1 protein-coding gene is annotated in these 422 nt (G+C 36.3%); it reads right to left on the minus strand.

The window, feature by feature from the left end; translation table 11 throughout:
* Nucleotides 1-404, minus strand: a 404-nt coding sequence (locus CRV03_RS14025) for an MATE family efflux transporter (protein WP_258239116.1), incomplete at its 3' end; no start/stop codon positions are given.
* Between the last annotated feature and the right edge of the window lie 18 nt (nt 405-422).

The following is a 422-nucleotide window of genomic DNA, read 5'->3' on the forward strand; positions in this document are numbered from 1 at the left end:
CTCCATAACGTAATCATAACTAAGCTATGAGCAATTTCAATTGTTGTTTGACTCGTTAAAAATAGTGATAAAATGTCTCTTGAGAATAAGTAAATAAGAGCTATTAACACACCACCGATGACGTAGTTCATAATAATTCCGACCTTCACAACTTTCTGCAATCGATCAAATTGATTCGCCCCAATTGATTGTGCTGCAAAAATAGAAACTGTAATACCAAGGCTAACTGCTGGCATTTGTACATAACTTGCAACTTGATTCACAACTCCGTAAGCAGCTGTTGCATCCGAACCGTAACGATTTACAAACGCGATTACAGCAATTTCAGATAATGAAACTAATATCATATTAATACTCGCTGGAATACCGAGCCTTAGCAATAGCTTTAATAACTCCCCATCCATTCGAAGGTATTTTCTAAC

Source organism: Arcobacter sp. F155, from assembly GCF_004116455.1.
Taxonomy (GTDB): Bacteria; Campylobacterota; Campylobacteria; order Campylobacterales; family Arcobacteraceae; genus Halarcobacter.